The organism is Thiocystis minor (genome assembly GCF_016653465.1).
Classification (GTDB): Bacteria; Pseudomonadota; Gammaproteobacteria; order Chromatiales; family Chromatiaceae; genus Chromatium; species Chromatium minus.
Genome location: NZ_NHSQ01000068.1, coordinates 48,468 through 73,893 on the forward strand (window position 1 = coordinate 48,468; position 25,426 = coordinate 73,893).

Annotated in this window: 24 protein-coding genes; 9 read left to right on the forward strand and 15 right to left on the reverse strand. The window is 62.4% G+C overall.

From position 1 onward, the window contains the following. Positions 1-78 precede the first annotated feature (78 nt). Positions 79-951, reverse strand: a complete 873-nt coding sequence (gene nifU, locus CCR95_RS08400; protein WP_201093487.1) for a Fe-S cluster assembly protein NifU — start codon at positions 949-951, stop codon at positions 79-81. Positions 952-1,182: 231 nt separating this feature from the next. On the opposite strand from nifU, the gene CCR95_RS08405 reads away from it, so the two are divergent. Then, complete coding sequence (locus tag CCR95_RS08405) at positions 1,183-1,449, forward strand: nitrogen fixation protein NifZ (RefSeq protein WP_242523129.1); 267 nt, start codon at positions 1,183-1,185, stop codon at positions 1,447-1,449. Positions 1,450-1,619: 170 nt separating this feature from the next. Here the strand turns inward: CCR95_RS08405 and CCR95_RS08410 are convergent, their stop codons facing one another. Continuing rightward, entirely contained in the window at positions 1,620-2,474 is an 855-nt protein-coding gene (locus tag CCR95_RS08410; RefSeq protein ID WP_201093488.1) for an SDR family oxidoreductase, read from the reverse strand. A 43-nt stretch (positions 2,475-2,517) separates the two neighbouring features. On the opposite strand from CCR95_RS08410, the gene CCR95_RS26325 reads away from it, so the two are divergent. The 3 genes from CCR95_RS26325 (at position 2,518) to nudB (ending at position 5,624) form a co-directional block, all read left to right on the forward strand. After that, positions 2,518-3,207 (forward strand): FmdB family zinc ribbon protein, encoded by a 690-nt coding sequence (locus CCR95_RS26325; protein ID WP_420825650.1) that lies wholly within the window; start codon positions 2,518-2,520, stop codon positions 3,205-3,207. Positions 3,208-3,354: 147 nt separating this feature from the next. Continuing rightward, positions 3,355-5,133, forward strand: coding sequence for an aspartate--tRNA ligase (gene aspS / locus CCR95_RS08425; protein ID WP_201093489.1), 1,779 nt, complete (start codon positions 3,355-3,357; stop codon positions 5,131-5,133). Between the two features lie 44 nt (positions 5,134-5,177). Next, complete coding sequence (nudB, locus tag CCR95_RS08430; protein WP_201093490.1) at positions 5,178-5,624, forward strand: dihydroneopterin triphosphate diphosphatase; 447 nt, start codon at positions 5,178-5,180, stop codon at positions 5,622-5,624. Between the two features lies 1 nt (position 5,625). On the opposite strand, the gene CCR95_RS08435 is transcribed toward nudB, so the two are convergent. Beyond that, positions 5,626-6,273, reverse strand: a complete 648-nt coding sequence (locus CCR95_RS08435; protein WP_201093491.1) for a gamma-butyrobetaine hydroxylase-like domain-containing protein — start codon at positions 6,271-6,273, stop codon at positions 5,626-5,628. Positions 6,274-6,505: 232 nt separating this feature from the next. Here CCR95_RS08435 and CCR95_RS08440 point away from each other — a divergent pair, with 232 nt between their 5' ends. Further along, the gene (locus CCR95_RS08440) at positions 6,506-8,326 is read left to right on the forward strand and encodes an ABC transporter transmembrane domain-containing protein (protein ID WP_201093493.1); all 1,821 of its coding nucleotides are present in this window, start codon (positions 6,506-6,508) and stop codon (positions 8,324-8,326) included. 171 nt (positions 8,327-8,497) lie between these two features. On the opposite strand, the gene phoU is transcribed toward CCR95_RS08440, so the two are convergent. From phoU to CCR95_RS25815, 7 genes are all read right to left on the reverse strand, one after another. Continuing rightward, positions 8,498-9,163 carry a phosphate signaling complex protein PhoU gene (gene phoU, locus CCR95_RS08445; RefSeq protein WP_201093495.1) on the reverse strand — a complete coding sequence of 222 codons (666 nt, stop codon included), beginning with the start codon at positions 9,161-9,163 and terminating at the stop codon, positions 8,498-8,500. A gap of 345 nt (positions 9,164-9,508) precedes the next feature. Further along, on the reverse strand, positions 9,509-11,410 hold the full coding sequence (locus CCR95_RS08450; protein ID WP_201093497.1) for a GGDEF domain-containing protein: 1,902 nt from the start codon (positions 11,408-11,410) through the stop codon (positions 9,509-9,511). A gap of 9 nt (positions 11,411-11,419) precedes the next feature. Further along, a complete protein-coding gene (locus CCR95_RS08455) occupies positions 11,420-13,288 on the reverse strand; it encodes a methyl-accepting chemotaxis protein (protein ID WP_201093500.1) in 1,869 nt (622 codons plus the stop codon). Positions 13,289-13,371: 83 nt separating this feature from the next. Then, on the reverse strand, positions 13,372-14,082 hold the full coding sequence (locus tag CCR95_RS08460) for an HAD family hydrolase (protein WP_201093502.1): 711 nt from the start codon (positions 14,080-14,082) through the stop codon (positions 13,372-13,374). A gap of 23 nt (positions 14,083-14,105) precedes the next feature. Continuing rightward, positions 14,106-14,603 carry a hypothetical protein gene (locus tag CCR95_RS08465; protein WP_338115372.1) on the reverse strand — a complete coding sequence of 166 codons (498 nt, stop codon included), beginning with the start codon at positions 14,601-14,603 and terminating at the stop codon, positions 14,106-14,108. A gap of 8 nt (positions 14,604-14,611) precedes the next feature. After that, positions 14,612-15,325 carry an SDR family NAD(P)-dependent oxidoreductase gene (locus CCR95_RS08470; RefSeq protein WP_201093504.1) on the reverse strand — a complete coding sequence of 238 codons (714 nt, stop codon included), beginning with the start codon at positions 15,323-15,325 and terminating at the stop codon, positions 14,612-14,614. Between the two features lie 69 nt (positions 15,326-15,394). Then, a complete protein-coding gene (locus tag CCR95_RS25815) occupies positions 15,395-15,748 on the reverse strand; it encodes a four helix bundle protein (RefSeq protein ID WP_201093506.1) in 354 nt (117 codons plus the stop codon). A gap of 218 nt (positions 15,749-15,966) precedes the next feature. On the opposite strand from CCR95_RS25815, the gene lapB reads away from it, so the two are divergent. The 4 genes from lapB to CCR95_RS08495 all read left to right on the forward strand — a co-directional run bounded on the left by lapB (position 15,967) and on the right by CCR95_RS08495 (position 20,592). Continuing rightward, positions 15,967-17,154: a lipopolysaccharide assembly protein LapB gene (gene lapB / locus CCR95_RS08480; protein ID WP_201093508.1), complete on the forward strand. Its 1,188-nt coding sequence runs from the start codon at positions 15,967-15,969 to the stop codon at positions 17,152-17,154. Then, positions 17,151-17,876 (forward strand): orotidine-5'-phosphate decarboxylase, encoded by a 726-nt coding sequence (gene pyrF / locus CCR95_RS08485; protein WP_420825649.1) that lies wholly within the window; start codon positions 17,151-17,153, stop codon positions 17,874-17,876. Before lapB ends, pyrF begins: the two co-directional genes overlap by 4 nt. 35 nt (positions 17,877-17,911) lie before the next feature. Continuing rightward, positions 17,912-18,784: a UTP--glucose-1-phosphate uridylyltransferase GalU gene (gene galU, locus CCR95_RS08490; RefSeq protein WP_201093510.1), complete on the forward strand. Its 873-nt coding sequence runs from the start codon at positions 17,912-17,914 to the stop codon at positions 18,782-18,784. 254 nt (positions 18,785-19,038) lie between these two features. After that, positions 19,039-20,592 carry an ATP-binding protein gene (locus CCR95_RS08495; RefSeq protein ID WP_201093512.1) on the forward strand — a complete coding sequence of 518 codons (1,554 nt, stop codon included), beginning with the start codon at positions 19,039-19,041 and terminating at the stop codon, positions 20,590-20,592. A 358-nt stretch (positions 20,593-20,950) separates the two neighbouring features. On the opposite strand, the gene CCR95_RS08500 is transcribed toward CCR95_RS08495, so the two are convergent. From CCR95_RS08500 to CCR95_RS08520, 5 genes are all read right to left on the reverse strand, one after another. Next, entirely contained in the window at positions 20,951-22,003 is a 1,053-nt protein-coding gene (locus CCR95_RS08500; RefSeq protein WP_201093514.1) for a WD40 repeat domain-containing protein, read from the reverse strand. A gap of 59 nt (positions 22,004-22,062) precedes the next feature. Then, positions 22,063-23,796, reverse strand: coding sequence for a biosynthetic-type acetolactate synthase large subunit (gene ilvB, locus CCR95_RS08505; protein ID WP_201093516.1), 1,734 nt, complete (start codon positions 23,794-23,796; stop codon positions 22,063-22,065). Positions 23,797-24,073: 277 nt separating this feature from the next. Beyond that, the gene (gene dsrE2, locus CCR95_RS08510) at positions 24,074-24,553 is read right to left on the reverse strand and encodes a sulfur carrier protein DsrE2 (RefSeq protein WP_201093517.1); all 480 of its coding nucleotides are present in this window, start codon (positions 24,551-24,553) and stop codon (positions 24,074-24,076) included. Positions 24,554-24,723: 170 nt separating this feature from the next. Continuing rightward, positions 24,724-24,954: a sulfurtransferase TusA family protein gene (locus CCR95_RS08515; protein WP_201093518.1), complete on the reverse strand. Its 231-nt coding sequence runs from the start codon at positions 24,952-24,954 to the stop codon at positions 24,724-24,726. A 106-nt stretch (positions 24,955-25,060) separates the two neighbouring features. Beyond that, complete coding sequence (locus CCR95_RS08520; protein WP_201093519.1) at positions 25,061-25,384, reverse strand: rhd_2599 family sulfurtransferase; 324 nt, start codon at positions 25,382-25,384, stop codon at positions 25,061-25,063. Positions 25,385-25,426 lie beyond the last annotated feature (42 nt).

Below are 25,426 nucleotides of genomic sequence, written 5' to 3' on the forward strand. Positions count from 1 at the left end.
CCCAGGACGCCCTGAAAGTCTTGTGGATGCGATTTAAATCGCCCCTACGGAGTGGTGCGTCCGGTTCTCGAAAGCGCCCTAATGCCGCTGCGCCGCCGCCGGCAGCACTCGCACGAATTCGCCCAGATCCTCGACGATGCGCTGCTGAATGCCTTCGAGCGTCGTGGAGGCCATCTGACAACCCACGCAGGCGCCGGTCATGTTCACGTAGACGTTCTTGCCGTCGATATCGACCAGTTCCACGTCGCCATGATCGCGTTGGAGATTGGGGCGGATGGCCTCGATGGAGCTTTCGATGCAGCGGATACGTTGCAGATTGGTCAGCTTGCGGCGGACGGGAGCCGGTTTGGTGGCCGCGCCGGTGGGCGCGAAGGTCTTGCCGGTTTCGGCCAGCACACGCGTCAGGATCTCCTCGATTCCTTCGTGACAGGAAGAACAGCCGCCGCCGGCCTTGGTGTAATTGGCGACATCTTCCACCGTGCTCAGTGCGTTGGCGCGGATGGTGTGCTCGATCAGCGCCGAGTCGACGGCAAAGCATTTGCAGACCAGCGCGCCTTCCTCGTGATCGTCCTTCCAGACCTCGCCGCGATAGTTGGCGATGGCGGCCTGGAGCGCCTCGCGCCCCATGACCGAACAGTGCATTTTTTCGGGCGGCAGACCGTCGAGATAGTCGGCGATGTCCTGATTGCTGACCGTCAGCGCCTCGTCGAGCGTCATGCCTTTGATGATTTCAGTCAGGGCGGAACTGGAGGCGATGGCCGAGCCGCAGCCGAAGGTCTGAAAGCCCGCTTCGAGGATGATCTCGGTTTCCGGGTCGACCTTCAATGTCAGACGCAGCGCATCGCCGCAGGACAGCGAACCGACATCGCCGGTTGCGTTGGCCTCGGCGACGGCCCCGGCGTTGCGCGGACTAAAAAAGTGTTCCTGGACCTTTTCAGAATACTCCCACATGGCTTTTGTTCTCCAGCGGCGTTGGCTTGAGCGCGCGGCGTCAGATCCGGCGCGTGGCTTGAGTCTTGCTTTTCTCGTTTGGAGAGAATTCAGCAAACGCCATGCCACGGCCTGTTGCACAGGCAGGGCGCTGATTCATTGACAATTTTCAAGGCGCCGCCGATTCGCTTGTCATTTCCGACACAAGCGAGGGCGGTCATCTGGTGACAAACCCGACAACAGGAGTCGACGATGATGGAATTGAGCCAACTGAACCCCGGTGACATGGTCTATGCGGCCACCGATCTTCACAATGACGGCGGCATCCCGAACCTCCCCAAGGACGCGCTGATTGCCCGTGCGGGGACGCGCGGGGTGATCGTCAACATCGGCCATCTGGAAGCGGACCCGAACCGGGAGCTTTTCCTGGTGCGTTTCGAGGGCGAGGATCTGGTGCTGGGACCGCCCACGGGCTGCTGGGCGGAGGAGCTTGGCAGCCAGCCGTCGGCTGAGCGGTAAGGCGGTTTCTGGAAATCGCCCAACCCGGCAGAGCCGAACCAAAAACGTGGTCGAGGATTTTGCTCGTTGTCGTTGTCGTTGTCGTTTGTCGCGCGGATACTCGATAACGAAACGAAACGAAACGAAATTTTTCGACAGTTTGTTCAAGATTTGCGGAGTCAGTGACTGATTTATCCTTCTCCACCGCGCGACACCTGCGCCAGAATCCAGTCCAGTGCGCGGGTCGGCAGAAGGCGTTTCAACGTCCCGAACAGATGAGTCGGAAGGGTGACATAATAGCGTGCTCGCGGCCGCGGACTCTCCAGGGCGTGAATGAGCTTTTTCAGCACTGCGTCCGGCGGCAGCGTGAAGGGCTGCACGGGTCCGGCCTTGGTCAGACGCGCCTCGGCCCGACGGTAGGACGCGTGGTGCGGGCTGTGTTCGCGGTCGATGTTGGCCAGAAAGGCGCGGTGCGCGTTGTCGCGGAAGCGGCTGATGATCGGGCCGGGTTCGATCAGCGAGACATGGATGCCGGTGCCGCGCAATTCCAGCCGCAGGGTATCGCTCAACCCCTCCAGCGCGTATTTGCTCGCGACATAGGCGCCGCGATAGGGCAGGGGCATGAAGCCCAGGATCGAACTGTTCTGGACGATGCGCCCGTGACCCTGACGACGCATGATCGGAATGACGCGGCAGGTGAGGTCATGCCAGCCGAGCAGGTTAGTCTCCAGTTGGGCGCGCAGCACCGCGCGGCTCAGATCTTCGACCGCGCCGGGCTGTCCGTAGGCGCCGTTGTTGAAGAGCGCATCCAGCCGACCGCCAGTCAGCTCCAGGGTTCGTTCGACGCCCGCGCGGATGCTGGCGGGGTCGTCCAGATCCAGCCGGATCGCGGTCAGACCCTCGTCCGCAAGTCGGGCGACGTCCTCCGGGCGACGCGCAGAGGCGATGACACGCCAGCCGTGCCTGGCAAGCCCTCGGGCGCAATGCTGGCCGATGCCGCTGGAACAGCCGGTGATGAGGATGGAACGGAGGTCGGTCGAGTGCATTGATTGTCCGTCTGGAATTCCTGGTTAACGAGTAAAAAAGTAAATTAAACAACACAAAGAATACAATCGTTGTCGTGATCGTTGTCGTGATCGTGATCGTTGTCGTGATCGCCACGCATGGAGCCAACGACTTCGGGACTCGCCGTCGCTCCCTTTGAACATCGCCGAAGGCAACGGTAAGGGAACCAGCGCCGATCGGCGCTGCTTTTTTGAAATCGCTCCCGGGTCGGCGTTGGAAAGCGGACAAAGCTCGGATATCGAAACCATGCGGTGCAGGAGAATTCTGATCGCGATGATCATCTCGACAACGACAACGACAACGACAACGACAGCGATCACGACAACGACAACGACAACGACAAACTTTAGCGAGAAGACAAGCATGCCGATTTACGAATACCGTTGCGAAAGCTGTGGCCACGCGTTGGAAAAGATCCAAAAGATCAGCGATCCGGCCCTCACGGACTGTCCCGCCTGCGGTCAACCCACCCTGAAAAAGCAGATCTCCGCCGCCGGCTTCCGGCTCAAGGGCAGCGGCTGGTACGAAACCGATTTCAAGAAGGATAAACAGAAGAACCTGCACGACAGCGGCGAGAAAAAAGAGTCGAAATCGGCGGATGCGGGCGGATCAAGCTCTACCGGCGGTTCCGACAAGAGCTCAAGCTCAACCGGCGCTTCCGACAAGGCGGCGGCTCCGGCGGCCAAGCCAGCGGACAGCAAATCGGCCGCCTGACCCCAACCTGGGAGCGCCGAGTTGCACTCGGACCCCGCTTGCGCCAAACACCTGCAACCAGTATCTTTCCGAGCTTTTTCATGGCGGGTTCGGTCCAAATTCAGGACATAAGAATTCGCCCACCGCGAACAACAGGGCAAGAGAGCGATGCGCACGCATTACTGTGGAGAGTTGAACGACAGTCACGACGGGCAGGAGGTCGTTCTCTGCGGCTGGGTCCAGCGGCGGCGTGACCACGGCGGCGTGATCTTCATCGATCTGCGTGACCGCGAGGGTCTGGTCCAGATCGTGTTCGACCCGGACCGCGCCGAGGTGTTCAGCCGCGCCGAGCAGGTGCGCAGCGAATACGTGCTCAAGATCACGGGGCGGGTGCGTCCGCGTCCGGCGGGCACTGTCAATGCGGACCTGCCGACCGGCGCCATCGAGATCCTGGGGTTGGATTTGGAGGTGCTGAACGCCTCCGAAACCCCGCCGATCCAGCTCGATTCGCATGCCGCCGATGCCTCCGAGGAACTGCGTCTGCGCTACCGCTATCTGGATCTGCGCCGCCCGGAGATGCAGTCGCGTCTGCGCACGCGCGCCCAGGTGACCCGGATGCTGCGCGGCTTCCTGGACCGCCATGGGTTTCTGGACATCGAGACACCCATCCTCACCAAGTCCACGCCCGAGGGCGCGCGGGATTATCTGGTCCCCAGCCGCACCCATCCGGGCGAGTTCTTCGCGCTGCCTCAGTCGCCGCAGTTGTTCAAGCAATTGCTGATGATGTCGGGGATGGACCGCTACTATCAGGTCGCCCGCTGCTTCCGCGACGAGGATCTGCGCGCCGACCGTCAGCCCGAATTCACCCAGCTCGATATCGAAGTCTCCTTCATGACCGAGGACGAGCTGATGGTCCTGATGGAGTCCATGATCCGCGAACTCTTCCGCGAGGTCAGTGGCGTCGAGCTTCCGGATCCCTTCCCGCGTCTGACCTATCAGGAGGCGGTGCGCCGCTTCGGTTCGGATCGCCCGGATCTGCGGGTGCCGCTGGAACTGATCGATGTCGCCGACCTGATGGCCGAGGTCGATTTCAAGGTCTTCGCCGGTCCCGCGCAGGATCCGGACGGGCGCGTCGTGGCCCTGCGGCTGCCCAAGGGTGGCGAGCTGTCGCGCAAGGAGATCGATGCTTATACCCAGTTCGTCGGCATCTATGGGGCCAAGGGTCTGGCCTATATCAAAGTCAACGAGTGGACGGCGAAGGGCCGCGAGGGCTTGCAGTCGCCGATCGTCAAGAATCTGCCCGACGCCGCGCTGAACGGCATCATGGCGCGCACCGGTGCCGAGGATGGCGATCTCATCTTCTTCGGCGCCGACAAGGCGACCGTGGTCAACGAATCCATCGGCGCGTTGCGGGTGAAGCTCGGTCAGGAGCGCGGGCTGATGGCCGAGGGCTGGCGCCCGGTCTGGGTCGTCGACTTTCCGATGTTCGAGCACGATCCAGCCAACCAGCGTTGGGTGGCGCTGCATCACCCCTTCACCGCGCCCAAGGAGGATCAGCTCGACCGGCTGGAGACGGATCCCGGCGCCTGTGTGTCGCGCGCCTATGACATGGTTTTGAACGGCACCGAGATTGGCGGCGGTTCCATCCGTATCCATCGCGACGCCGTCCAGCGTAGCGTCTTCAAGCTGCTGGCGATCAGCGACGAACAGGCCGAGGACCGCTTCGGCTTCCTGCTGCGGGCGCTCAAGTTCGGTTGTCCGCCGCATGGCGGTATTGCCTTCGGGCTGGATCGTCTGGTGATGCTGATGACCGGCGCGACCTCAATCCGCGATGTCATGGCTTTCCCCAAGACCCAGAGCGCCGCCTGTCTGCTGACCGACGCGCCCTCGGCGGTGGACGAGGCGCAGTTGAAGGAACTGGCGTTGCGCATTCGGCTGCGTCCCTGAGCCTGTTTCCCGGCATGATTCCAGAGGACGAGACAGAGCGCGCCATGCCCCCTGAATCCTTGAAGCGCCCGCAGTCCGTGCTGGTCGTCATCTGTACCCGTGGCGGCGAGTTCCTGTTACTGCGGCGCGCGCGTCCGGTGGCCTTCTGGCAGTCGGTGACGGGGAGCCTGGAGCCCGGCGAGTCGCCCCGGCTCGCCGCCGCGCGTGAGGTGCGCGAGGAGACAGGGCTGCGGGTGGGTGGAGCGCTGATCGATCTGCGTCATTCGGCGCTGTTCCCGATCATTGCGGCCTGGCGCAAGCGGTACGCGCCGAATGTCTGTTTCAACCGCGAATATTGGTTTGCCCTGGTGCTGGAAACCCGGCGTTTCATCGAGCTGAACCCGCGCGAGCATCTGGAATACCGCTGGCTCCCGGCCGCCGCCGCCGCCCAACTCACCGGATCCTGGACCAATCGCGACGCCATCCGCGCGCTGTCTTGCTCGCTCGGATAAGTCAGATCAGGTCGGGCGTCGCTGGCGGAGTCGGAGAGGTCGGTACGATCCCAACCTCGTCGCCGTCATGCAGCTTGGTGAAAGGTTCGCTGAACTGTTTGTTGACCGTCACCTGAACCCGTCCGTCCTCGAACAGCACCGCCGCGCCGCGTTTACGCAACCCGAGCCAGCGCATCAGCGATTCGACATCCTTCACACTCGCCGGAATCGTCAACTCCTCCGATTCCTTGCGCAGCTTGCGGGCCAGCCAGGCGAAATAGAGCAGCCGGATGTGTTTCTCGCCCTCTTCCGGCTCGGCCCGTCGATAGCCGATCTGTTCCAGTTTCGCGAGATAGTCTGACCAGTTGCGTTCTTTCTCTTGCCCGAGTCGGTAGAGCGTGTCCCAGGAATAGATGCCGGTGTCATGCCCGTCATCGAAGAGGATACGCACGGCGTACTGACCCTGCGGCTCGATCGCGAGGATATTGACGGTTTCCTTACCCGTGACCGGCCGGTTCAGAGTCCGCACCTCGGCGGCCCGCGAAAAGACTCGGAGATATTCACAGGGCAACTCGAACGAGGCGCCGTCATCGAAGACGATGGTGAGCAGACGCGATTTGGCGTGCAGATTGATCTCAGTGGGATGGCGCTGGGTGGGTTGTTCGGTCATGGGCGGAGGTCGCATGCGGTCTGGGGATTGGGCGTTGCCGGACATTATGACCTGGATGCGCCGGACGTGACATCCGCGCAACGAATCAGCGCCGAAGCCTTGGACTTTCGTTCGATTCGCCTCATCTTGCAATCTTCCGGGAACGTGAGCGCGACCTCCCCCTCGTTCGGCTTCGCTCGGGACTCATTACTCAAGCCACAGCAGCCAAGTCACAGCCACCGCGAGACGATCCATGCGCCACGAACCTTCCGATTCCATCAACCGGCCCGGTACCCGCAAACTGGGCTCCCTGATGCGCCTGATGCGCTTCACCCGGCCCTATGTCCGCCATCTCGCCGCCGCCGTGGTGGCGCTGCTGATCGCCGCCGGCTCCGTGCTGGCCTTCGGTCAGGTGATCCGGGTGGTGGTGGATTCCGGGTTGGGCACCGGCTCGGCGGAGGCGCTGAACCGCTCGCTGCTTCTTTTTCTGGGCGTGGTGGTGCTGACGGCGGGCTCGGTGATGGCGCGCTCCTATCTACTCAACTGGATCGGCGAGCGGGTGGTCGCGGATATCCGCAAGGCGGTCTTCGATCGGGTTCTGGAACTGGACGTGGGCTTTTTCGAGGTCACCCGCGCGGGCGAGGTGATCTCGCGCCTGACCAGCGATACCGCGCTGCTGCAAGTGGTGGTGGGCTCGACGCTGGCGATGGCGTTGCGCACCTCGCTGCTGATGCTGGGCGGTCTGACGATGCTGGCGATCACCAGTCCATGGCTGACCGGGCTGGTGCTGATCGGTCTGCCGCTGGTCATCGGTCCGGCCTGGTTTCTGGGGCGGCGGGTGCGCAAGCTCTCGCGCTCCAGTCAGGATCGCATCGCCGATGTCGGGGCCTACGTGGACGAGGTTATTCACGGTATCCGCACCGTCCAGGCGTTCTGTCACGAACCGCTCGACCGCCGGCACTATGGCGATCAGGTCGAATCGGCCTTCAAGGTCGCCCTGAGCCGCTCCTGGACCAGCGCCGTGCTGTCGGGTACCGCCACGCTCTTGACCTTCGGCGCCATCGGCGTGGTGCTGTGGATCGGCGGGCATCAGGTGCTGGCCGGCACGCTGAGCGGCGGCGAACTTTCCGCTTTCCTCTTTTATGCCGTGGTGGTCGCCGGCTCGGTCGGTTCGTTGAGCGATCTGATCGGGCAGTTGTTGCGCGGGGCCGGCGCCAGCGAGCGTCTGATGGAACTGCTGGAGATTCGCCCGGCGATCCTGCCGCCCGCGGAACCCGAGTCGCTGCCCCTGCCGCCGCGCGGACAGATCGAATTCCAGAATGTTCGCTTCGTCTATCCGGCGCGCCCCGAGACGCCGGCCCTGTCGGATCTGACCCTGACCGTCGAGCCGGGCGAACGGCTCGCGCTGGTCGGCCCCTCGGGCGCGGGCAAGACCACGCTCTTTCAACTGCTGCTGCGGTTCTATGACCCATCGGCGGGGGTCATTCGGTTCGATGGCGTCGACATCCGCCATCTGGACCCCAAGGATCTGCGCGGGCGCATTTCGCTGGTGCCGCAGGATCCCGTCATCTTCGGGGCCGATGCCTGGGAGAACATCCGCTATGGCCTGGAATCGGCCAGCGATGCCGACGTGCGCCGGGCGGCCGAGGCCGCGCATGCGGTGGAGTTCCTGGATCGCCTGCCCAAGGGCTTCGATACCTATCTGGGCGAACGCGGGGTGCGGCTCTCGGGCGGCGAGCGTCAGCGCATCGCCATCGCGCGCACCATCCTGCGCAATCCCACGCTGCTTTTGCTGGACGAGGCGACCAGCGCGCTCGACGCCGAGAGCGAGCGACTGGTTCAGGATGCGCTGGAGACCCTGATGCAGGGCCGCACCAGCATCGTCATCGCCCATCGGCTGGCGACCGTGCGCAACGCTGATCGGATTTTGGTGCTCGACCAGGGACGGATCGTCGCCTCCGGCCGCCACGAGGAGCTCATGTCCCAGGGCGGACTCTACGCACGGCTCGCCTCGCTGCAGTTTCAGGAGCCCGAGGCGACCGTCAAACCGAGGCTGCGGGCGGCGGCGAATTAGAGTTCCTCGCCGTGGCTTGAGGCATTGAGGAGTTTGCGACTCCCTGGGAGCGCCGGCTTGCAGCCCGCCCGAACGCGCGCAACCCACTCCGTCCAGCGATAAGCCGAACGCTCAAGGGCCGGCTGCAAACCGGCGCTCCCAGCCGGGTTCGAACCGGAGTCGGGCGATGCGTCAATTCAGCTCGGGCGTCTCGCCGGTGGCGATATAAACGATGCGTTCGGCGATATTGGTCGCCCGGTCGGCCACCCGCTCATAGTGGTGCGCGATCCATAAGAGTTCGATTCCGGCCATTGAGGTTTGCGGATTGCCGCAGATCCATCCCGCGATTTCCTGGATCGTTTCCTGCTCCTGGGCGTCGACCTCGTTCTCGCACGCCACGGCGACGCGGGCTAGCTCCGCGTCAGCATTTTGCGCATAGGCATGCATGACATCGCTGAACATGGACATGGCCACCTCTCCCATGGCGGCAATGTGGATGAGCGGATCCTCCGGAAACGCTTGCCCCTCGGCCCGCAGGAGGATGCGTGCCACGTCGGCGGCGTGATCGGCGATCCGTTCGAGCTCGGCGATCATTTCCATCGACGCTCCGATCAGGCGCAGATCGCGGCCTGCGGGCTGATGCGCGGCCAGCACCACCAGCGCCTCCTGCTCCAGGGTACGGCGTTCGCGGTTGATGACTTCGTCGTCCCAGACGACTGCCTGTGCGAGCGCAAGATCCTGTCCGCGCAGTGCGTCGAGTGACGTCCGCAGGGCCGTCGAGACCAGATCGCCCATCGCCAGGATGCCCTGCTTGAGTATCTCGCGCTTTTTCTCGACCAACAGATGCATCTCGTTCATGGCGTTTCGTCTCGTCGTGTGGGGCGTGAGGTTGACCGCGCCGTCGGGGGCAGTCTGTTGAGCCGCTCACTTTACCGACTAGGTTTGACGATTTTGTGACAGCGGAATTTTGCTGATTTTGACGTAGGAGCCCGCTTGCGGGCGACGGGGGTTGACAGACCCAAGGCCTTTGGCAGGTCATGTCGCCCGCAAGCGGGCTCCTACGATGGCGGGTGACGCCAAAATGAGAACGGCTGCGGGTGCGGGGTGCGGGGTGCGTCTGCGGCAAGTTCCTGTGGCTCCTCGTGTCCTTCGCACCTTTGCGGTTCCAACGGCCCGATAAGGCGGTGGTTTGCCCGCATCGATCTACCTGTCCGGCCTCCCTGGAGGCGGGGGCGATTCTTCCGGGAGCGTGAGGGCGGATCCGCGCGGATCGGGGTCGTGTCGAAAGACCAGCCCGGAACTGCTCGCCTTGGCCTGATGTTTCATCGCGGCGATGATTCGGCTCAGGCTGTCGACGCTGCCGAAGTCCTCGCCAGGCCGGATTTCGATCACGGCCGCGCTGCAGCGCATCAAGGGCATGTCGCGCTCCTCGCCGAAGCGGTCGCGGGCGCGCAGGTGTCCGCGGCGGCGATCTTCGGGGTCATAGAGGCTCTGCACATCGGCGCTGAATTTCCCAAGCAGATGCCGCAGTTGATCGATGACCTGGTTGCTTGGCGCGTTCTTGGTTCCGGCAAAGAAGTCGTCTCCGCCGATGTGCCCGATAAACCAGTCATCGGCGCCCAGGTGTTTCTGGAGTAGCTCCGCGAACATCAGGATGGCGCGGTCGCCCAGGCGAAAACCGTAGTGATCATTGAATGCCTTGAAGTTGTCGAAATCGAAATAGACCAGATGCCAAGTGCTGTCGCGTTCGCCGAGGATGCGCGAAACGTATTCGTGGATAGGAATGTTGCCGGGGAGCTTGGACAGTGGATTCTGATCGCGCGCCGCGGCGAGATTCTTCTGCTCGATGAGTTGCAGCAGCGAGGTGGCCGAAATGAATCCCAGATAGCGGTCATCCTGCGTGACGATCAGGCCGGCCGGATTGATCGTGGCTGAAAATGCCTCCAACAGCCGCTCGGCGGAAGAATGGACATCGACGACCGGACAGGGCCGGGCAAAATCCCGCAACGCACGGCTGAATGCCGGGTTGACGATGAGTTCGCGTCCGTAGATGGAGTAGATGTACTCCTTGATGTCGACTTCGTGGATCAGACCCAGCGGGCGTTCGGCGTCGTCTAGCACGGGAATGACCTGGTGGACCCGAGTCAGACGAAACGCCTCGAACATGACCTTGACGCTGGCGCTGACCGACAGCGGCGGGATGCGTTCCAAGCAGTCCTGGACCAAGGCCAGGTCGCCGTGCAACTCGCGGCGGTCGCCCTGATTGATCTCGACGACCTGATCGTAGCGAGGCAGAAGCGAGTCGATGTCCAGTTGCGGGTAGGCGATCAGATACCCCTGGACCAGATCGCAGCCGGCGTCCTTGCACGCGAGGAATTCCGGTACGGTCTCGACGCCCTCGGCGATCACGCTGATTCCCATGACATGCGCGAGTTGGACCGTATTGGCGACGAACAGACCTTTGCGGTGATCGTCGGCGATGCCACTGATGAAAAAGCGGTCGATCTTGAGCAGATCGGGCGGATGCTCGTAGAGCAGGCGAAGACCCGAGTAGCCGCTGCCGAAGTCGTCGATGGCGAGATGAAAACGGCGACGGCGATAAGCCTCGATCAGCTCGGCGACTTGCGGCGAGGCGGTCAGGTTGGCATTTTCGGAAAGCTCCAGACAGATGGCCTCGGGATTCAGACCATGCCGTCGTAGCAGTTCACTGGTGATCTGCGGGCGATCCAGATCGAGGAGGCGCGGATCGAGATTGAAAAAGAGACGGGAACGTCCGGCGTTCGGCAGTTGCGCGAAGCACGTAATCGCCATGTCGCGCAGCAGGGTGTCCAGGTCGCAGGCGAAGCCGCAATCCCAGGCATAGGCGAGGAGGCCGAACACATCCTTGAAGCCGAGCGTGGCCACCCCTCGGAGTAGCGCCTCGTAACCATAGACGCTTCCGGTATGAATATTGACGATGGGTTGCAGTGCGTAAGCAAGCGTTTCCCGTGCACGCGCGAAGAAGATTTGATGGTCGGCGGGAGAGGCGAGCGTCCGGTTCGCCGCGATTCCAGACGTCTCCCAAGCGTCGTTGCGGTTGACCGTCATGCGTGCGCTCGCGTCCATGGGGCAGCCTCAATGGATCCGAAAGTAGGCGACACGTTCCCGGAGTGCGTCGGAGAGGGCGTTCAGGTGCGCGCTCTGGTCAAATCCAGTCTCGGCGGCATCGGCATGTTCCTGCGCCAGCAGGCTGATCTGGTTGATGGATCCCGCGATTTCCTCGGCCATCCGGCTCTGTTCCTCGGCGGCGCTGGCGATCTGGTGCGTCATATCGGTCAGGATGCTGACCGATTCGGAGAAGGCGTCGAGGTTTAGCACGGCCTGACCATAATGGTCCACGCTTTGCTTGGCCCGATCGCGGTTGGCATGGATCACGCCGACGGCCTCTTTCGAGCTTCTTTGCAGCGCGCCGATCATGGTTTCGATCTCTTGAATCGAATGATGGGTGCGGGTTGCCAGTTGGCGGACTTCGTCGGCGACGACGGCAAAACCGCGGCCATGTTCGCCGGCCCGCGCCGCCTCGATGGAGGCGTTCAGGGCTAGCAGATTGGTCTGGCTGGCGATGTTGCGGATGACGTCCAGGACGTTGCCGACGGACTGGCTGCGGTCCGCCAGACCGAGCACCACGCTCGCGGCCTGATCGATCTCGACCGCCAGGACCCCAATGATTTCGCTGGTCTGTTCGAGGATCTGGCGGCTGCATTCGATGCGCTGGCGCGCCTCGGCGGTGGCCCCGACGGCGCGCGTGGTGTGCGTGGCGACCTCCTGGGCGGAGTTGGCCATCTGGGTGACGGCGAGATCCACATTCCCGGTCTCGGCCTTCTGACGATCGAACTGAATCTTGCTGGTTGCGGCGAGCTGCGCCATGTTGCCGGCCGAGTGGTGGAGATCCCCGCTGGCGGAGTGCAGATGACCGACGATGTCGCGAATGCGCTCGACCATGGTCTGCATGGCGTGCATCAATCGACCGACTTCGTCCCGGCGGTTGGTCGCGAACGAGACGCTCAGGTCGCCTTCGGCCAGCCGGGAGACCGTGGCGACCGCCCGATCGAGTGGCTTCAGCGCGTGGCGCATGTACCAGAACAGTCCGAGGGTGGCCAGCACCAGGAGCAGGGCCACGCTGGAGTAGGCGATCCATTCGAAGCGGCGCTGCGCGGCATGGATGGCACTCTCGTCGGCAATGCTGAACAGATGGGCGAGCGGTTGCCCGTCGATCCCCTGAAGGGGCAGGATGGCAACGGAATAGGTCGCCTCACCGAGGTTTTTCGTTTTCAGGACACGTTCGCCCAGAGGCGGCGGCGCGAACCCGAGTTGCTCGAACAACTCCGGGCGCGTCCCCGCGAATAACCGACCATCGGCCCCGACCAGGTAAACCTCGGAGCCGTCGATCGTCTTGAACCGCTCCAACGTTTCGGTCAGCGGTTTCTGAAAGACGACGGCGCCGATCGGCTGGTGTCGGATCGAGAGCGTGAAGGTCAGGAGGGCGACCGGTTCGCCGCTGGCGTTGCGACCGATGCTCCGAAGCGGTTTTTCGTTGCCGAAATGAACCCGTATCAGCGAGGCGACGTCTTGTGGCACCGGGTTCCCGTCGGCACAGCAGAGCGGATTTTGCGCGGCGTCGAACAGATAAAGCTGATCGAAATAACCTTGATCGCCAATCAGATTGGTGAGCGAGCCGACCGCCTGCCGCAACTCGGTGACGTCGCCTTTCTTCAACGCCTGCCGGAGCGCGAAATCCGCCTCGAAGTCCGCGATCCCGGTTTCCATGCGTTCGTAGAGTCGTTCGGTGACCTGGCTCCAGAGCAGGTTCTTACTGGTGGTCACCTCGTGCGCCAGACGTTCGTGCAAACGTGTCTGACCAAACTGGGCCACGACGATGAGCGTGGCGGCAACGACCAACGTGACTGAAATGGCGACCAGGGTAACGCTTTTACGGATACTCATAACCTGTTCTAGCCCGTGAAATGTCTCTTTAGCGATGAAAGAGGCGTACCAAGTCCGGAGTAAAGCAGACAAGGGTTACCGCTTTATGAAAGCAGCCGGGTTTTGCAGCAGGTGTGTTCAAGGTCCAGTGCGTGGAGGATGCGCTGACACAATTCCTCGGGCGTGCGCGAGATCAGCTCTTCCGGAATACCTGCCTTATCGGTGAGATGCCGATGATTCTCGAAGCCGTAGGACACCATGAAGGGGTGCATTCCGGAACCGACGGCGGCGCGGAAGTCCTTCCGTTCGTCGCCGCAGGCATAGGTTCTGGCGGGATTGATGCGGAACTGCTCGCGGACGGTGCGGAAATGCGCGGTTTTCTCCTGGGACAGCGGGACATGGACGAGAAAGTCCAGTGCGTTCGTCTCGATGCCGTGGCGCCCGAACAGACAGCGCAACGTTTCCTCGGGGCGATCGGTGATGTTGCGGGTGATGACGCCCACCTTGACCAGGGGCGACGCGATGAGACGCTGCATCAAGGCGGCGATGCCTGGAAACAGCCGGGCCTCCTCCCGATAGATCTCGGTCAGCGTGGCGATGAGCGAGCCACGCTTACGTTTGCCGATCTGTCGGCTCAGGTTTTTGGGGAATACCTTGACGCCGCCAAGATATTTGAAGAGATGCCGGCGTTTTTGAAAGGTTTCCAGATCGCCAAGGTCCATCCCGAGTCGGGCGAAGGTCTCCGCGATGGCGTCGAAGGCGTCGATGGTGGTGCCATCGGCATCCAGAATGATCAGTTGTTCGTGGCTATACATCGATCAAGACGGCATTGGGGCGGTCAGGGTAAGGCGCGAATGGCATCGAGCGTCGCCTCGTAACGGGTTTTCCACTGTTCGGGCAGGGGCGATTCCTTGGCGCCCTGACAGCCGCCGACATCGCGCAGGGCGGTTGCAAAGTCCTGTTCGAGTCGTTGCTCGGCGTGCCGGTAACTGCGTTCGGGGAAGAGGTCGTCCTTGACCGTCAGAACGGTGATGCGCAGCTTGCCGACCAGCAATTTATTCAGATTCTCCGTTCGGCGCCCGGAGACATCGCCTCGGCAGCGGGCGTGGTACAGATCCACTACGGAGGCGGCCTCGACCGCCTCGACCAGACTCTGTCGGGTCGTCTCATCGTAAACGTCCGCCGCGCGCGCCGAACCGACGCCGAAGCCCCCGAGGATCAGGCCGGCCAGCAGGGCGGATCGGAGTTGCCAGTCGCCGGTCATCGAGAACGAACGCGGTGGGTTGCGTCTGTCGGCATGCCCCGGCGGTCGATGGGTTTCCGAGGTGTGTTTCACGATAACGATCAACTCCGTCCGTACACTGGAATGGCCGCGCCCGTGATGGCGCGGGATGCATCCGAGGCGAGGAAAAGGATCGCCTCGGCGAGCGCGTCGAGCGAGACCCAGGCGGAAAAGTCCTGATCGGGCATGGCTGCGCGGTTCTCGGACGTGTCGAGCGTGCCGGGCAGGAGACAGTTCACGTTGATTCCCTGATGCTTGAGTTCATCGGCCAGGCTTTCGGTCAGAGCGATGACCGCCGCCTTGGAGGCGCAGTACGGGGCCATGTGTCCGCTGCCCCTGGTGGCGGCGCGGGCGGAGATGTTGATGATCCGCCCGCCGCCGGCGTCCAGGAGCCGGGGGATCGTGGCACGGGCGCAATTGAACACCGTCCGGGCGTTCAGGTCCATCATGAAATCCCAATCCGCGTCGCTGGTTTCATGGACGGGCGGCCCCATGGTGAAGCCGCCGGCGAGGTTGGCGACCACCTGCAACTGCCCGAAACGCGCGATCACCTGGTCGACCATCGCCGAAACCGCCGAGGGTTGCAAGAGATCCGCGGCGAAGATATCTGTTTCGGGATCGGGTCCGAGTGCCTGTTGCGCGTCGGCGAGGGTTCGCGGATCCCGACCGACCAGTGCCAGTCTGGCACCCTGAGCCGCGAACGCGCGGGCGGTCGCCCGCCCGAGGTTCCCCGCGGCGCCCGTAATGAGGACGGTCTTGCCCTTGAAATGCTGCACGGTGTGGTCTCCTGAAGCGAAGGTCTGTGGCGATCTACCTAGGGAGGTTTATTAAGCTAAACAAGCTCATTAGCGAATACCTTTGGCGCCATTGTCGTAATCGTTGTCGTAATCGATGTCGATGTCGATGTCGATGTCGATCATAGCGGTCAGGATTCTTCCGCACCGCATGGTTTCGATATCCGAGCTTTGTCCGCTTTCCAATGCCGACCCGGGAGCGATTTCAAAAAAGCAGCGCCGATCGGCGCTGGTTCCCTTACCGTTGCCTTCGGCGATGTTCAAAGGGAGCGACGGCGAGTCCCGAAGTCGTTGGCTCCATGCGTGGCGATCACGACAACGATTACGACAACGATCACGACAACGACAACGACAACGACAACGACAACGACAACGACAACGATTGTTTTTACTCGTTAAGGTCAAAAGATGGGGCTCTCGACCATGAGGAACAACGTTCAGGTGATTTCCGGATCGGCATCCCGCATCATGCGACCCGCGCCCCGAGCCTGTATGATTCGGCCCGTGAGCAATCGATTCGGATTCATCTGCCGCCTGTCATGGACCCCCGACTGGATCCGGGTCGACATTGCCCGTGCGCGGCGGATTCATGGGCGCGGTTTCCTGTTGAACGAGTCGCTGACATGATCGAACTTCTTTTTTTGCTGTTGCCGATCGCGGCGGCCTCCGGTTGGTGGTTGTCGCGGCGCGATCTGCGCGCCAAATGCGACGGGGTGGGGCCTGCCAATCCGGATTTTCTGCGCGGATTGAATTATCTGCTGGAGGAACAGCCCGATAAGGCGATCGATCTGTTCCTAAAGCTCGCCGAGGTGAATGGCGAGACGGTGGAAACCCACCTGGCGCTGGGCAGTCTGTTTCGTCGTCGCGGCGAGGTGGATCGCGCCATTCGCATTCATCAGAACCTGGTCGAGCGCAAAAATCTCAGTGCCGAGCGGCGCGGTTACGCGCTGTTCGAGTTAGGTCAGGATTACATGTGCGCGGGGCTGCTGGATCGGGCCGAGGTGCTGTTTCAGGAACTGGTCGAACTCGACCTGCATCGCAAGCGGGCACTGCATGCCCTGCGGGATATCTATCAGCGCGAGCGCGACTGGGTCAAATGCCTGGAGGTCGCGGAGCGGCTCAGGCCAATGACCGAGCAATCCATGGCGGTCGAGATTGCTCACTACCATTGCGAACTCGCCGAAGACGCACGGCGCAAGCAGGATTCGGAGACCGCGCAGCGGCAGTTGATGCTGGCCCAGGAGGCCGATCCCAACGGCGTGCGCGCGGCGATGCTGGAGGGGTACGCGGCGCTGGACGACGGCGATCCGCAACGGGCGGTGGTCCTGTTTCTGCGCGTGGTCGATCGGGGGTCCGCGTATGTTGCCGAGATCCTGCCCTCGCTGATCGATGCCCTGCGCCAAGCGGGCCGGGACGACACGCCCGCGCTGCTTGAGAACCTTGCGCGACGCCATCCGACCGCGCCCTTGATCGTCAGTCTTGCCGCAGTGTTGGAGCAGACGCGTGGCGCCGAGGCGGCCCTTGATCTGTTGACCGAGTACCTCTCGCGGTATGCCGATCTGTCCGGGCTCGAACGCCAGCTCGAACTCCTGGCGCAGGAGACGCGGAGCGATGAAAACCATCGGCACCGCCTGCGGACCGCACTCGAGGTGACACGACACCTGCTGGCTCGTCACCCCGTCTATCAATGCGAACAGTGCGGTTTCCAGGCGCGCTCGCTGCACTGGCAGTGCCCTAGTTGCAAAAGTTGGGGGACGGTCGTGCCCGTGCAGCCCGAACCCATTGCCGCTCATGAGACGAGAATCCCTTGACACAACTCATCCGACCACCACTGGCGCCGTCCAGCCCGATCGTCGTGGCACTCGACTTTGCCGCTCAAGCGCCCGCGCTCGCCCTCGTCGAGCGACTCGACCCGGCACGCTGTCGTCTGAAAGTCGGCAAGGAACTCTTTACCCGTCTGGGTCCGGCGTTCCTGGAAGAGCTTCAGCGGCGCGGCTTCGAGGTTTTTCTGGATCTCAAGTTTCATGACATCCCCAATACGGTCGCGGCGGCCTGCGCCGTCGCGGCGGACCTGGGCGTCTGGATGGTCAATCTTCACATTTCCGGCGGTTCGCGAATGATGGCGGCGGCCCGCGAGCGCTTGAGCCGGATGATACATCCGCCCCTGCTGATCGGCGTCACGGTACTGACCAGTCTGGACGAGACCGATCTGGCGGCGATCGGCTGTCCGGGTTCGCCGCGCGAGCGGGTGATGGCGCTGGCACGGCTCGGACAGGCCGCGGGCCTGGATGGGATCGTTTGCTCGCCGCTGGAGGCCGCTTCGGTGCGGGCGGCGCTGGGGAGCGAGTTTCTGTTGGTGACCCCTGGCATAAGGCCCTCTGGCGCGAGCGTTGGCGATCAAAAGCGCGTCATGACGCCCGCTGAGGCGATTGCCGCCGGGGCCGATTATCTGGTGATCGGCCGACCGATCGCTCAAGCGGTCGATCCGCATGCCGCGCTCGTCGAGATCGAGCGCGAACTCTCTACTGTTTAAGCTCAACAAAATGATCGTTCAGGAGTTAAAGAGCAATGGTGAAAATTCGTAAAGCGGTCTTCCCGGTGGCGGGACTTGGGACACGGTTTCTGCCGGCCACCAAGGCAAGTCCGAAGGAAATGATGCCGGTTGTCGACAAACCCTTGATCCAGTATGCCGCCGAAGAGGCCGAGGCGGCCGGCGTGGATCAGTTGGTGTTCATTACCGGGCGGAGCAAACGCTCCATCGAGGATCATTTCGACAAAGCCTACGAGCTTGAGGCGGAACTCGAAAGCGCGGGCAAGCAGGATCTGCTACGGATCGTGCGCGGTGTGCTGCCGGCACTGGCCACCTGCATCTATGTCCGCCAGGCCGAGGCCTTGGGCCTGGGGCATGCGGTGCTGTGCGCCAAGCCGGTGATCGGCGACGAAGCCTTCGCGGTGCTCCTCGCCGACGACCTCATTCATAGTCCTGGCAAGGGCGTCGTCGAGCAGATGGCGGATGTCCATGCGCGCTATGGCTGTAGCGTGCTCAGCGTCCAGGAAGTGCCGCGCGAGGAGACCAACAAATACGGCATCGTCAAGGTCGAGAAGGGGCGCGATGGCGAGCTGCGGGTGGTTTCCATCGTCGAGAAACCGGCGCCGGCGGACGCGCCCTCGAATCTGGCGGTGGTCGGGCGCTATCTGCTCACACCCAGGATTTTCGACAAACTCGAAAACACCCGCGAGGGCGCCGGCGGTGAGATCCAACTGACCGATGGCATCTCCGACCTGCTCCAGGACGAGCACGTCATCGCCCATCCCTTCCAGGGCAAGCGCTATGACTGCGGGAGCAAGCTGGGATATCTGCAGGCGACGGTGGAATATGGACTGGCGCATCCCGAGCTTGGCGAGCGGTTTTCAGCCTATCTGCGGGCCTTCGAGCAGTAGAGTACGCACACACCAACAGCGGAAACTGGCGCGCAAGCGGTAAAGCCGTCGGCGCGCCGGGCTCGAATCGCCAGGTTCGGAATGTTCTCGCATCGAGCAGGGGCGGCCTGTCGCACGGTGTGTCGACCGCTCGCGGCGATGCGGTTCGAGCCCACAGCCCGGTGCGCGTCTCGTTCCAAGACCGTTCCGCTGAGTGTCCGATTCTTGCCGTGCGTTACACTTGACGCCATGACCCCGCGCCGGTTGCACGTACCATGACCCAACTCCGTCGCCAACTCCCCATCGGCATCCAGACCTTCGCCAAAATCCGCGAGGGGGAGTATTACTATGTCGACAAGACGCCGCTGGCTTGGCGGCTGGCGCAAACCTCCGGTTATTTCTTTCTCTCCCGTCCGCGTCGCTTCGGCAAGAGTCTCTTTCTCGACACTCTGAAGGAGTTATTCGAGGGCAACGAACCGCTGTTTCGCGGTCTGGACATCCATCCGCGTTGGGACTGGACGGTGCGTTATCCGGTGATCGCCATCAGCTTCGGCGGCGGGGTGCTTCAGAGCCGGGCGGAGTTGGACCGACGCATCCGCGACATCCTGCGGGTCAATCAGGAGCGGCTGGGGCTCGTCTGTCCAGACGCCCAGGATGTGTCGGGCTGTTTCGCGGAACTGATCCGCCAGGCGCATGCGCAAACCGGCCAGCCTGCGGTCGTCTTGATCGACGAATACGACAAGCCGATTCTGGACAACATCGCCGATTCCGAGACCGCGCTGGCCATGCGCGAGGGGCTGAAAAACCTCTATTCGGTGATCAAGGACCAGGATGCCCATCTGCGTTTCGTCTTCCTGACCGGCGTCTCAAAATTCAGCAAAGTCAGCCTTTTCTCCGGGCTCAACAACCTGGAAGACATCACCCTCAACGCCGACTATTCCGCCCTCTGCGGCTATACCGAGCAGGATGTCGACACCGTTTTTGCGCCCGAACTCGACGGTCTGGACCGCGCCGAGATCCGCCGCTGGTACAACGGCTACAACTGGCTGGGCGAGGCGGTCTACAACCCCTTCGACCTGCTGCTGCTGTTTCGCAACCGCCGCTTTCAACCCTGGTGGTTCGAGACCGGCACCCCGACCTTTCTCATCCGCCTCCTCACCGAACGCGAAACCTGGCTGCCCCGGCTGGGCGAACTGGAGACCGACGCCGATCTACTTTCCACCTTCGAGGTCGACAACATCCCGACCGAGGCGCTGATGTTCCAGGCGGGCTATCTGACCATCGCGCGGGAGGAATGGCTTGGCGGCACCTATTATTATCAGCTCCGTTTCCCCAATCGCGAGGTCAGCCAGAGCCTTTACAGCAGCCTGCTACGGATCTGGACCCATGAGCCCGAGAACGCCGTCAGGAACCGCAAACAACTCTACCGCCTGCTCCAATCCAACGATCTCGATGGTCTGAAAGACCTCTTTCACGCCTTCTTCGCAAGCATCCCCAACGACTGGTACCGCAACAACCCCATCGCGAGGTACGAAGGCTACTATGCCAGCGTCTTCTACAGCTATTTCGCCGCGGTGGGTCTGGACATCGTTCTGGAAGACGCCACCAACCGGGGTCGGATCGACATGACCGTGCGCTTCAACGGCCGGATCTATCTGTTCGAGTTCAAGGTGGTGGAAGTGGCGCCGGAAGGCCGCGCCCTGCAACAGATCAAGGACCGGGGCTATGCCGAGAAATACCGCGCCGCGGGCCAGCCGATCCATCTGATCGGCGTGGAGTTCTCGCGCGAGGGGCGGAATCTCGTGGGGTTCGAGGTCGAGACGCTCTAAACCGCGTCCAGTGCGGTAGGCGTTGTCGTTGGATTGACGCTGGCCTTGCCTCGATCGACTGACGCTGGCGTCGATCCGGCATTCCGCACGGCATTTTGTGTAATCACACGCGGCATCGAACAAGATCTGGATCTTGCACTGCGGAGATAGGCCACCGACGCTAGAAATTACGCATCCCGCGCAGGGCTTGGTTTGCAACCAACGTGGCGAATGAATTCGCCCCGACGGCGATGCCGCGCAACAGCCGCGTCGAGCGCATCGATCCGAGCCTTAGAACATTCGCGGGGTGGCGATCATCCCACATGAATACAATTGATGGCACGCCCTGGATTCACAGACCGACCACCGACCACCAACGTCAGCGCTTTCCGCCAAACAACCGCCCCCACAACTTCGGCGCGGACGCGCTTTGCTGCCGCTGTTGTTCGGCCAGGACAAGCGCCGCTTCTTCCTCGATCCGCGACTCCGCCTCGGCGGTCTGCCAGGCGGCGCTGACCGGTTGCCATTCGGCATCCGTCACATCCAGCCCCCAGACACGGATCGTCTTATCGACGCTGCCGGAATAAAGCCAGCGACCGTCCGGACTGAAGGCGATGCTGTAGACATCTTTTTCGTGACCGGTCAGGCGCGACAGTTCCGTGCCGGTCGCGGCGTCCCAGAGCACGATGGTCTTGTCCGCGCTGCCGGAGGCGATCAGCTTGCCGTCGGGGCTGAAGATCGCGCTCCAGGCCGGATAGGTGTGTCCCTCCATCTCCCGAATCATTGTCAGGTTATTCAGATCCCACAGACCCACCGAGCCGTCGACATTGCTGAGCAGCAGCAGGCTTCCGTCGGCGTTGATCTGGGTGCTGTTAATGCCATTATTGATGACATCGAACCGGGCCAGTTCCACGCCGGTCGCCACCTCCCAGATTGCCGCGGTCGAATCCCGGCTGCCGGAGATCAGTCGTTGACCGTCCGGGGTGAAAACGACGCCCTGCACATATTGCGGATGACCCTCGATGGTGCGGACCAGTTCGCCACTGTCGACCGTCCAGAGACAGATGGTGCCGTCCTCGCTCGCCGAGGCCAGCAACTCACCCTGGGGCTGAAAATCGACGCTGTAGACCAGACTGGAATGGCCGCGACGATTCCAAAGCTCCCGCCCGGTGCTGGCGTCCCACAGACGGACCGAGGTATCGGTGCCGCCGGAGGCGAGCCGCTGACCATCGGGATGAAAACGCACGGTATAGACGCGCCCCTCGTGACCCGCGAGGGCGTGTTCGACGCAGCCCTGGGCGACATCCCACAGCTTCACCAGACTGTCCCAGCTTGCGGTGGCCAGGCGCTTGCCGTCGGGACTGAGCGCGACGCCATAGATGGTGTCCGTTCCGGCCTTGCGCTGCACCGAGCGCCATGTGGAGGTTGGCATCGTGTGATTTCCTTTGATTCGTTGGTCGCGATCGGTTTGGTTCGCGGCAGGTTCTTGATTCAGGCTTCGATCATCTGCGCCAGGGTATGACCGGGGCGGACCATCGGAATGACGTTTTCGGCCTTGTCGATCCAGACATCCACCAGCATCGGACCCGGCTCTGCCAGCGCGGCGGCGAGCTGCTCGCGCAATTCGGCGGGATCCTTGATCCGCAGGGTTGCGAGACCTGGATAGACGTGTTTCAGACCGGTCAGGTTGGGGATCTGGCGCCGGCAAGTTTGATCCAGCTCGGTGCAGTCGGCATCGCAGTCGGCGACGCGCGCGAGACAGGTTTCGTAATGATGGCCGCCGTCCATCATATCCTCCCACTGGCGCACCATACCGAGGAAGCTGTTGTTCAGGACGAACATCTTGAGCGGGATGCGGTTGGCGACCACAGTCCCGAGTTCCTGCAGGTTCATCTGAAAACTGCCGTCGCCGTCGATCAGGACCACCGGACGGGTGGGATCGGCGAACCAGGCCCCGATGGCCGCCGGCAGCCCGAAACCCATGGTCCCGAGCCCGCCGGAGCTGACCCACTGGCGCGGACGCTGGAAGCGATAATACTGCGCCGCCCACATCTGATGCTGACCGACCCCGGTGACCAGGGTCGCGTCGCCCTGGGTGAGTTCGGACAGCCGTTCCACCACCGCCTGAGGCTTGATGTAGTCTGAGACGCCATAGGGCTTGGGCATCTGCTCGCGCCACTCCCCGACCTGGGCCAGCCAGTCGGGATGGCGGGCGGTACGACCCGAGGCCAGCGCGAACTCCAGAAAGTCATCCAGCCCGGCCACTAGTGACAGATCGGTCGCGATCATCTTGTCGATCTCGGACGGGTCGATATCGACATGGGCGATGCACTTGTCGGTGGCGAATCCGCGCACCGCCACCCGATCGTCGAAACGACCGCCCAGGGTCAGGATCAGGTCGGCGTCGCGCAGGGCGTAATTGGCAGGGATGGTGCCGTGCATGCCCGGCATGCCGAGATTGTAGGGCGTCTCGAAAGGCAGAGTGCCGAGTGCGTTGAAGGTGGTGGTGACCGGCACGTCGAAGCGCTCGGCGAACGCCGCCAGCGCCCGTGCCGCGCCGGAATGAATCACCCCGCCCCCGGCCTTGACCACCGGGCGGCTGGCGCTGGCCAGCGCATCCAGAATGGCGGCGGCCCTGACGGCATCGAAGGGAATGACTTCACGATGCCGGGTGCGCGGTGGATTCTGCGCCTCGACCGTCGCAAGTTGCACATCCTTGCAGATGTCCACAACCACCGGGCCAGGTCGACCATGCAGCGCCAGCGCATGAGCCTCGCGTAGCACCCACTCCAGGTCGCGCACGTCCTTGACCAGATAATTGTGTTTCGAGATGGGGCGCGTGAATCCGACCGTATCCACCTCCTGAAAGGCATCCGTACCGATCGCGCCGCTCGGCACCTGACCGGTGATAAAGAGCGTCGGCAGCGAATCCTTATAGGCATCGGCGATGGGCGTGGCCAGATTGGTCGCGCCCGGCCCGGAGGTTGCGAGCGCGACCCCGACCCGCCCGCTGACCCGCGCGTACCCCTCGGCGGCATGGCCGGCGCCACCTTCCTGGCGGCACAGAATGAACTTGGGCACGGACGCGCCGCGGCGCAGACGCTTGTTGAGTTCCACATGGATCGGGATGACCGCCCCACCGGTGTGCCCGAACAGATAATCGACACCCAGGTCGGTGAGCACATCGAGCAGGAGGCAGGCCCCGGTACGGATCGAACTTGTCATGGCGATACCGATCGACGATAAGACTGACTGGCAGCGAAGCCCGCCATCATACCGCGAAGCGTCGTCACTTCGACCAATCGTCATGGGATCGCGACAGGAACGAACAGGCGCCCGAAGGACGGGTGCAGGAATCGCGAGACAGGATGGAAGTGTCGCTCTAGAGCATGCGAGACGCGGTTTAAATCGACAGCGATTTAAACCGCGTCAGCGCCGACGCATGGCGGTTCATGCGAGTTCGCGTCAATGCACAAACGGCGCATGTCATGCTGAACGCGGTTTAAATATAGAGACAGATATCGCTCTCGCCGGCAAACTCGAAGAACGCCGCCGCGCCAGCGTATTCCACGCCGTCGATGAAGTCGGTCTTCTCCATGTCGAACAGATCGACCGTCATCTGACAGGCGATCAGCTTGACCTCGGCCTCCTGGCACAGATCGCGCAATTCCTCGATGCTCGCGACGCCCTTATCTTTCATTTTTTTCTTCATCATCGCGGTCATCATGCCCTGCATGCCGGGCAGCGTCATCCCGAGTACGGGAAACCACTTGTCCATGCCCATCGGCATCGGCATACCTGGATTGCCCAGCGGAGTCACCTCCAGGGCCAGATTCTTCTTCAGCAGTTGCAGCCCATAGAAGGTGAAAAAAATCTGCGTTTCATAGCCCAGTGCCGAGGCCGTGGAGGCCAGGATAAAAGGGGGGTAAGCCCAGTCCAGCGAGCCCTTGGTCGCAATGATCGCCAGCTTTTTTGGTTCCATCGAGTCCTCCTCGCGGCTCTGTCGCAGGCTCGCGGGTTAAGTTTTTGGTTTTTCTTTTTAAACCGCGCCAGCAGCAAGGCCCGTGGATTCATGAAAGGCCGAGTCAATTCGCAAACGAACGTCATCGCGAACGCGGTTTAAACCGGGGTTTAGCCGGAGACCGGCGGGGATCAGGATTTCTTGATCAGAAAATGGAATTTTCCGCCTTCTTCACGGGACTCGGTCAATTCGTTCCCGGTCTGCTTGGCGAAGGCGTCGAAGTCCTTCACCGAACCGGGATCGGTCGCAATGATATGCAGAACCTGGCCGCTCGCCATCGCATTCAGGGTCTTTTTCGCGCGCAGGATCGGCAAGGGGCAATTCAGGCCGCTCGCGTCGAGTTCTTGATCGAAATCTGCCATGGAGCTCCTCCAGTCTGGGGCTGTTTTAGAATATCAGTAGACACAAGAATTCGGGTTTATAGGCGAAAGCCTGCAAAAAGGCAAGAGGGTGCCGTGGCCGTTCGGCCTAAGGCGCGGGCGACTCGATCGGGAAGCCATGCCGTGCCCACGAGATGATACCGCCGCGCAGATTCCACACTTGGCTGTATCCCTGCTGCATCAGATAGGCGCAAGCCTGATAAGAACGCGCCCCGCTGCGACAATAGAGCACGACCTCCCGATCCTTGGGTAATTCGCTCATCCGCAGCGGAATCAGATGCATCGGCATCAAAAAAGCGTCGGGAATGGCACCCTGCGCAATCTCGGCCGGGGTGCGAATATCCACCAGCAGCACGTCCTCACCGTCCGTCAGCCGCTTGCGCAGCGACTCGGAATCGATCTCGTTGATCACAATTATGGTCCTACCAAAAAACAAACTAATTAAGTATATTAA

Coding starts and splice junctions, on each gene's coding strand:
- nifU (WP_201093487.1), bottom strand. CDS start 951: ATGTGGGAGTATTCTGAAAAGGTCCAGGAACACTTTTTTAGTCCGCGC.
- CCR95_RS08405 (WP_242523129.1), top strand. CDS start 1,183: ATGATGGAATTGAGCCAACTGAACCCCGGTGACATGGTCTATGCGGCC.
- CCR95_RS08410 (WP_201093488.1), bottom strand. CDS start 2,474: ATGCACTCGACCGACCTCCGTTCCATCCTCATCACCGGCTGTTCCAGC.
- aspS (WP_201093489.1), top strand. CDS start 3,355: ATGCGCACGCATTACTGTGGAGAGTTGAACGACAGTCACGACGGGCAG.
- nudB (WP_201093490.1), top strand. CDS start 5,178: ATGCCCCCTGAATCCTTGAAGCGCCCGCAGTCCGTGCTGGTCGTCATC.
- CCR95_RS08435 (WP_201093491.1), bottom strand. CDS start 6,273: ATGACCGAACAACCCACCCAGCGCCATCCCACTGAGATCAATCTGCAC.
- CCR95_RS08440 (WP_201093493.1), top strand. CDS start 6,506: ATGCGCCACGAACCTTCCGATTCCATCAACCGGCCCGGTACCCGCAAA.
- phoU (WP_201093495.1), bottom strand. CDS start 9,163: ATGAACGAGATGCATCTGTTGGTCGAGAAAAAGCGCGAGATACTCAAG.
- CCR95_RS08450 (WP_201093497.1), bottom strand. CDS start 11,410: ATGGACGCGAGCGCACGCATGACGGTCAACCGCAACGACGCTTGGGAG.
- CCR95_RS08455 (WP_201093500.1), bottom strand. CDS start 13,288: ATGAGTATCCGTAAAAGCGTTACCCTGGTCGCCATTTCAGTCACGTTG.
- CCR95_RS08460 (WP_201093502.1), bottom strand. CDS start 14,082: ATGTATAGCCACGAACAACTGATCATTCTGGATGCCGATGGCACCACC.
- lapB (WP_201093508.1), top strand. CDS start 15,967: ATGATCGAACTTCTTTTTTTGCTGTTGCCGATCGCGGCGGCCTCCGGT.
- galU (WP_201093510.1), top strand. CDS start 17,912: ATGGTGAAAATTCGTAAAGCGGTCTTCCCGGTGGCGGGACTTGGGACA.
- CCR95_RS08495 (WP_201093512.1), top strand. CDS start 19,039: ATGACCCAACTCCGTCGCCAACTCCCCATCGGCATCCAGACCTTCGCC.
- CCR95_RS08500 (WP_201093514.1), bottom strand. CDS start 22,003: ATGCCAACCTCCACATGGCGCTCGGTGCAGCGCAAGGCCGGAACGGAC.
- ilvB (WP_201093516.1), bottom strand. CDS start 23,796: ATGACAAGTTCGATCCGTACCGGGGCCTGCCTCCTGCTCGATGTGCTC.
- dsrE2 (WP_201093517.1), bottom strand. CDS start 24,553: ATGGAACCAAAAAAGCTGGCGATCATTGCGACCAAGGGCTCGCTGGAC.
- CCR95_RS08515 (WP_201093518.1), bottom strand. CDS start 24,954: ATGGCAGATTTCGATCAAGAACTCGACGCGAGCGGCCTGAATTGCCCC.